The sequence below is a fragment of the Bacillus sp. P4_D3 genome (genome assembly GCF_056401855.1).
The window spans coordinates 1-1,225 of sequence record NZ_JBFUIN010000846.1 but is presented as its reverse complement, the minus strand read 5'-3'; the positions used below and the strand labels follow the sequence as shown (position 1 = coordinate 1,225).

General features: G+C 32.7%; 2 protein-coding genes. Both read right to left on the bottom strand.

Annotation, left to right across the window (positions count from 1 at the left end):
- On the bottom strand, positions 1 to 747 hold a 747-nt coding region (locus tag AC1DTM_RS27295), incomplete at its 3' end, for a YwqG family protein (protein ID WP_477001357.1).
- A 78-nt stretch (positions 748 to 825) separates the two neighbouring features.
- Positions 826 to 1,225: DnaJ family domain-containing protein (locus tag AC1DTM_RS27290; RefSeq protein ID WP_477001356.1), on the bottom strand; the 400-nt coding region annotated here is incomplete at its 5' end.

The window sequence follows — 1,225 nt, the reverse complement described above, 5'->3', positions numbered from 1 at the left end:
GAAATTAGCAACACCAGAATCTCCCCACATAATATTTAATGAATCATCTGTATCGATTTGCAGCAATAATATATCATGTTGCTGGTATTTTTCTTCCCATTCCCTTGGATCTGTCTGTGTGAAAAATGGATAACCACCAATTTTATGCCCTTGATCTTTACATAAATCATCATACAGTTCGCCTAATTCTGTATTATTTTCTTCATCAACAATTTCTTCCCAATCAATTTCCTCACTAAACATCTTTTCAAATCGATAATCCCTTGATGTTACGGGCTGATAACCCAATTCAAACTTTAATTTCGCTGCTTCAGGTATGATAAAGTCCTCTAATTCTGAAGTGTTTAAATAACTAAAATCAGTAATAACCTTATTTAAATCTTCTATAATTGTAGAATGATAAATAATTCGAAAGTCTTTTTGGATTGTTGGATGATCAAAATCTGCTCCGTAAAGCTCATCTTCAGCACTTACGAAAAACTGTAGCATACCCTTTTGAGGCATATATTCAACATGCGGCATTTCTTCAAAGTTTAGCTGCGCAAGTAACATCATAGGTTGTTCATTTGAATCTTTAGGATGCTCTTGATCTATAGGTAAATACGGATAACCACCAAATTTACTCTCAAAAAGCGTTGTCTCTGCTAATGTTCCAGACGCTTTAATATAAGGTTTCACACTTTCTTCTAAAATACTACGATACTGCTCTAGTTCTTTCGGAATTTGAAGTTGATACGTATTCTTCATTACATTTGCCTCCCCTTAATAATGAATTGAAAATGCCCTACTTAATTATATAGCAACAGATAACTTCATTGAAAATCGTTAAATATCCGTTTTAACCCTCATTTTTTGCGCACTTGGCGGACAAAGTAAATTATGTTCTGAGACCTTTTTATTAATAGTTGTAATTAACATAGCTGCTTCTACATTATCCGTTAGTTCTTTTAAATTTTCTTTTAGATGATCTATTTCCTTTGAAAGTTCAATCCACCTAGGCAAAACATGATTATTTTTCAAAGTTCTATAAAGTTGCTTGTCAGGATTATACGAAAGATCTTTATCAAGATTAAGAGGTTTCCCTTTCCCAGGTAAATCATTAAACGCTCCTGTCTTTTCTGCCTGTTTAACGATAGAGCTAATATGATCCTCATACGTGAACGACCAAACTTTTTCATCTTTAACTAAAATTTCTTGTTTTTTAAGTTTTTTATCTAGCTCATCT